This window comes from Polynucleobacter sp. 35-46-11 (assembly GCF_002281105.1).
This window is the reverse complement of record NZ_NCFJ01000147.1, coordinates 1-5,208: the sequence shown is the minus strand read 5'-3', so window position 1 is coordinate 5,208 and position 5,208 is coordinate 1. Positions and strand designations below refer to the sequence as shown.

Here is a 5,208-nt window from a genome sequence, read left to right as displayed (position 1 = left end):
GGCCCAGCTTGAAGGGGATTGATGGCGCATCAGGCAATTTTAGACTTAGCACCCCATTCTTTGGGACAATTCTAGGGATGCTTACAAAAACCGGCTTTCGATCCCTGCTGCTGTTGACTACTATAGCCATCTCTTTGCTTGGCTGTGCAGGCTTCACTGGGAATTCTATTGAGAATGAGGCAGGTCAAGCATTTAACGTAGATCAGTTGCCAGCCCAAGAAGATTTGCCGAAATTTTCTGCGGATAGACCAAGAAATGGCATGCCAGATGGTTGGCATTTTTACCGCATAGCGCCTTACAAAAAGAACACGATTTACCGGTTGGAGAATTATCAAGGTCGCACGGTGCTCGCTGCTAACTCTAAAACATCGGCATCTGGTCTTGCGGTAAAGCTTCGACCACGTTCAGCGCAAAACCTATGGTTGCAGTGGGAGTGGAAGGCGGTAGCTGCTATACCGAATGCAGACAACGCAGAGAGCCAACAGGATGATGCGCCACTTCGCATTTTGGTAGCCTTTGATGGTAATAAATCCAAGCTTCCCTTAAAAGAAAAGCTCACCTTTGAGATGGCTAGCTTAATTAGTGGGCAAGAGATGCCATACGCCACAGTGATGTATGTCTGGTCGGGTAAGAATCCAGTCAATACCCTGTTGAATAACGCTCACACTTCTCGCGTGAAGATGATTGTGGTTGACTCAGGTTTGAATAACTTAGGTGAATGGCGTAAGCACGAGCGTGATTTAGCTGCAGACTACAAGTTGGCCTATGGTGAGGCACCAGGTAATGTCATTGGGATTGCACTTCTGACCGATACCGATAACACCAAGTCAGAAACCCGTGCCCTCTACGGTGATATTGAGTTAGTGCGTAAGAATCTCAAATAACTTCAGACTGCATAGGGCTCCAACGCTTGAGCAGTAGGGCGTTACTCAAGACGCAGAAGCTGGAGAGGGCCATGGCACTACCAGCCAGCATAGGTGATAAATAACCCAAAGCTGCCATCGGTATACCAATCGTATTAAATGCAAATGCCCAAAATAAATTTTGACGAATCTTGTCCCAAGTTTTTTTAGAGATATCAATCGCAGCCGCTACTAGTGTTGGGTCTCCGCGCATGAGAGTAATTCCAGCTGCCTGCATGGCCACATCCGTTCCGGTGGACATCGCCATACCCACATCTGCCATAGCTAATGCTGGGGCATCATTCACGCCATCACCAACCATCGCCACGAAATGTTTTTTACCTTTAATACTGTTCTGCAGATTTCGAATGATGTCTGCTTTATTGCTTGGCATGATTTGGGCAAAGACTTCGTCAATGCCAATAGTCTTTCCTACGCGGTTTGCAGCTGCTAAGTTATCACCAGAGAGCATCACCGTCCGAATATGCAATGCATGAAGTGCAGCGACTGCTGATTTCGCATTGGGCTTGAGCTCATCACCAAACGCAATCACAGCAATTGGCTTTGATGCTTGCTCATCCTGACCACTCATGCTCATCAAAACGGAAACAGTTTGACCTTGCTCAAAACAGCCCTGAGCCTTTTGCAAAACGATATCGTGTTGCAGACTTCCTTCAAGTGAGGCTACGCTTTGCAGGCGAAGCGTTTGAGCTACAAAAGGACCGGAGCTTGGCATGCCTTCAATCCCAATACCAGGTAAGCCCTTACTCGATGAAGTAGCAATCGGTGTGACACCTTTTTCCTTGGATGCATCTATCAGTGCTTTAGCCAAAGGATGTTCACTTCCCAACTGCAAGCCTGCGGCTGTAGCGAGAATGAGCTCAGTATCAGCAGATGATTGATCAAAAGGGAGTAGGGCTAGCATGCGTGGCTTGCCAATAGTGAGTGTCCCGGTCTTATCAAACGCGACGATATTGAGTTTGTGCGCCAGCTCCAATACTTGAGGATCCTTAATCAAAATGCCAAAGCGTGCGGCGATACCAGTGCCGGCCATGATCGCAGCTGGAGTAGCAAGTCCGAGTGCACAAGGACAGGCAATTACAAGAACAGCGACAGCCCGTAAGATAGCGATCGATACGGAGTCAAAGTAGAGCCAGTTCCCAATGCCAGTAATCAGCGCAAGAACAATCACGGTAGGTACAAAGATCGCACTCACCTGATCAACTAATTTTTGAATAGGTGCTTTTTGTGTTTGCGCTTCCTCTACTAAATTAATAATTTGTGAGAGCACGCTTTCAACACCAACTGTTTGAGCAGTTACTATCAGTACGCCTTCACCATTTAAGGCGCCACCAATGACTTTCGAGCCAACTAATTTCTTAACGGGCTCGCTTTCACCGGTAAGCAGGGATTCATCGACATGGCTAGACCCAGAAATAATCACGCCATCTACTGGGATGCGTTCACCGGGAAGTATCAATATCCGATCCCCTGGTAGCACTTGATCGAGGGGTAAGTCACGGCGTTGATCCTCGCCTACACCTGTATTGCCTTGGAGTTCAACATCTGCGTTTAACACTTTCGCATGCTCTGGCCAGAGTTTTTGCAGGGCGCGTATCGCTTCACTAGTTTGTTGCTTGGCACGTGACTCTAGCCATTTACCTAATAAGACCATGCAGATAATGACCGCAGATCCCTCAAAGTAGAGTTCATGCGTATGGTTTGAGGCGAGCAAGAGATAAAGGCTAAGTCCATAGGCAGCACTGGTGCCTAGTGCCACTAGTAAGTCCATATTGCCGGCACCAGCCATCAAGGATTTATAGCCCGCCACGTAGAAGCGCCATCCTAAAATGAACTGTACTGGTGTGGCCAAGGCAAGCTGCCACCAGCCAGATAAAGACCAGTGAATGCCAAAAGGCATGAAGAGCATGGGCAAGAAGAGTGGGGCGGATAGCAGGAAGCTCAGAATCACCCGACCTAAACCATCATCAGCCCAAAAGGACTTACTAGTCTTCTTGTCTAAATTGCCTCGTGTAGAGCTTTCTTTGGCCTCATAACCTGTTTTTTTAACAAGTGTGATGATGTCTTCGAGGGTGGAGGAGCCGCGTTTTACCCGAACCCTGGCCTGCTCAGTCGCTAAATTGACGGTAGCCGCCTCAACCCCAGGAATCTTGTCCAAAGCCTTCTCTACACGACTGACACAAGAGGCGCAGGTCATCCCACCTATATCGAGGGTATAAAACTCTGAATTACTCGTTTCTGTGGAGTGCATGTAGAAGATAATCTACCGTAAGGTGAAAAAAGGCCATCAACAACCGTATTTTGACAGTTTTTAAGGGATAACTATGTTTACGCTCAAGGTTTCAGGTATGACATGCGGCGGCTGTATTAATGCTGTAACTCGAGCTGTGCAAGCTCAAGACCCTCAGGCTCAGGTTCAAGCAGACTTGGCGACACAGATAGTGACGCTTGAAACAACCCTCACCCCCGAGCTAGCTGCTGAGCTCATAACAGATGCCGGATTTCCAGTTTCACAATAGAGATTAGCTCGGCTTTAGCAATTTTTTGCATGTGCGGTTAATCTACCCACTATTCCATTATTTGTAATACATCTCAATAAACCCTATTGAGATCCCCTTGTGGGAATGTTTATCTTAGGAGAAGTCGGTGGCGCTTACTGTAGAGGCTGTGCAAGCAGCATTAAAAGGTCTGGTTGACCCAAATACACAAATTGATTTTGTATCAGCAAAGAGTGTCAAAAATTTAAAAGTTGATGGTGGCGATATCAGTCTAGATATCGTTCTCGGATATCCAGCCAAAAGTCAGTTCGATTCGATCCGCAAATCTGTCATTACTGTTCTGCGTGAATTACCTGATGTCAAGAATGTCAGCGTTAATGTCAGTAGTCAAATCGTGGCCCATTCTGTTCAGCGTGGAGTCAAACTACTTCCTAATGTAAAAAATATTATTGCTGTAGCCAGTGGTAAAGGCGGAGTAGGTAAATCCACCACGGCAGTGAATCTAGCATTAGCCTTAGCTGCGGAAGGTGCGCAAGTTGGCATGTTGGATGCAGATATTTACGGCCCTAGTCAACCGATGATGCTGGGTATTACTGGCAGACCCACTTCTATTGAAGAAAATACGATGGAGCCAATGGAAGGTCACGGCCTGCAAGCGAGCTCGATTGGATTTTTAATCGATGATGATGCACCTATGGTGTGGCGCGGTCCAATGGTGACTTCAGCTCTTGAGCAATTGCTTCGTCAGACACGTTGGCGTGATCTTGATTACCTGATTGTGGATATGCCACCAGGTACGGGGGATATTCAGTTAACGCTTGCTCAGAAGGTGCCTGTTACTGGCGCAGTTATTGTGACTACTCCTCAAGACATTGCATTACTAGATGCCCGTAAGGGCTTAAAGATGTTTGAGAAAGTGGGTGTTCCTATTGTGGGCATCATCGAAAACATGAGTACTTATGTTTGCCCAAGTTGTGGTCATGAAGAGCATGTGTTCGGTACCGGTGGCGGCCAAAAGATGTGTAAAGAATACGGCGTTGATTTCTTGGGTGACTTACCGCTCAATTTATCGATTCGTGAGCAGGCTGATGCAGGTCGCCCAACCGTAGTGGCTGATCCGGATGGTGCTATTAGTGCAATTTATAAAACGATTGCTAGACGAGTTGCCATTAAAGTAGCGGCTCTTTCAAAAGATATGAGCAGTAAATTTCCTAACATCGTGGTTCAAAACACCTGAGGCCTTATGCGTTTTGCAGTTCTCATGCGTAAGCAGTTCGTTGATAACCCCTGGATTTCCTATCGTTGGGAGCCTCGGGAGGTGTTGCCAGATTTTGGGCAATTTAATAATGCAACTGCTGATGAGGGAAAAATTGTTGGGCAGTTCTTAGGGCGCGATGATCAAGGCGAGTCTTGGTTATTTACTGGGTATGAGCTCGATCTTTATCAGGATGAGGCTGAAGGTTACTACCTCAACTTATCAGCTCCTCAGCCTTGCTGGTTTGTGATGTGGCGTTTAGAGGAAGATATTGAGCGTTACATCGATGCTCAGTCTATCGAGTTAGCCAAATCGGAGGCAACCATTGCCGTCCCGCACCGTATTAGTGTGAGCTATAACGAAGCAGGTCGCCTATTGGATGGTGGCGAATCAGTCGATAACATTCCCTTGTCTACGGAACATGCCTCTTGGTTGCAAGAATATGTGAACGAGCATTACCGTCCTGAGCCTAAAAAGCGCCATCGCCCCGAATCATTTAAAGGCGCTAACCGCGGGGTGGAGGATTAATGGC

At 47.1% G+C, this 5,208-nt stretch carries 5 protein-coding genes; 4 read left to right on the top strand and 1 reads right to left on the bottom strand.

The features are described from left to right. Window positions 1-884 (top strand): DUF3047 domain-containing protein (locus B7Y67_RS10385; protein ID WP_293598583.1); only part of this gene is annotated, 884 nt, incomplete at its 5' end. On the opposite strand, the gene B7Y67_RS10380 is transcribed toward B7Y67_RS10385, so the two are convergent. Continuing rightward, window positions 877-3,174: a cation-translocating P-type ATPase gene (locus tag B7Y67_RS10380; RefSeq protein ID WP_293598582.1), complete on the bottom strand. Its 2,298-nt coding sequence runs from the start codon at window positions 3,172-3,174 to the stop codon at window positions 877-879. The genes B7Y67_RS10385 and B7Y67_RS10380 overlap by 8 nt on opposite strands. Before the next feature lie 73 nt (window positions 3,175-3,247). Here B7Y67_RS10380 and B7Y67_RS10375 point away from each other — a divergent pair, with 73 nt between their 5' ends. The 3 genes from B7Y67_RS10375 (at window position 3,248) to B7Y67_RS10365 (ending at window position 5,204) form a co-directional block, all read left to right on the top strand. After that, window positions 3,248-3,442 carry a heavy-metal-associated domain-containing protein gene (locus B7Y67_RS10375; RefSeq protein ID WP_293598581.1) on the top strand — a complete coding sequence of 65 codons (195 nt, stop codon included), beginning with the start codon at window positions 3,248-3,250 and terminating at the stop codon, window positions 3,440-3,442. 127 nt (window positions 3,443-3,569) lie between these two features. Further along, window positions 3,570-4,658: an iron-sulfur cluster carrier protein ApbC gene (apbC, locus tag B7Y67_RS10370; RefSeq protein ID WP_293598580.1), complete on the top strand. Its 1,089-nt coding sequence runs from the start codon at window positions 3,570-3,572 to the stop codon at window positions 4,656-4,658. A gap of 6 nt (window positions 4,659-4,664) precedes the next feature. Further along, window positions 4,665-5,204: a DUF3305 domain-containing protein gene (locus B7Y67_RS10365; RefSeq protein WP_293598579.1), complete on the top strand. Its 540-nt coding sequence runs from the start codon at window positions 4,665-4,667 to the stop codon at window positions 5,202-5,204. Window positions 5,205-5,208: the final 4 nt, after the last annotated feature.

Excerpts from the sequence above, each read along its gene's own strand:
- B7Y67_RS10380 (WP_293598582.1), bottom strand. The coding sequence starts at position 3,174 with ATGCACTCCACAGAAACGAGTAATTCAGAGTTTTATACCCTCGATATA.
- B7Y67_RS10375 (WP_293598581.1), top strand. The coding sequence starts at position 3,248 with ATGTTTACGCTCAAGGTTTCAGGTATGACATGCGGCGGCTGTATTAAT.
- B7Y67_RS10365 (WP_293598579.1), top strand. The coding sequence starts at position 4,665 with ATGCGTTTTGCAGTTCTCATGCGTAAGCAGTTCGTTGATAACCCCTGG.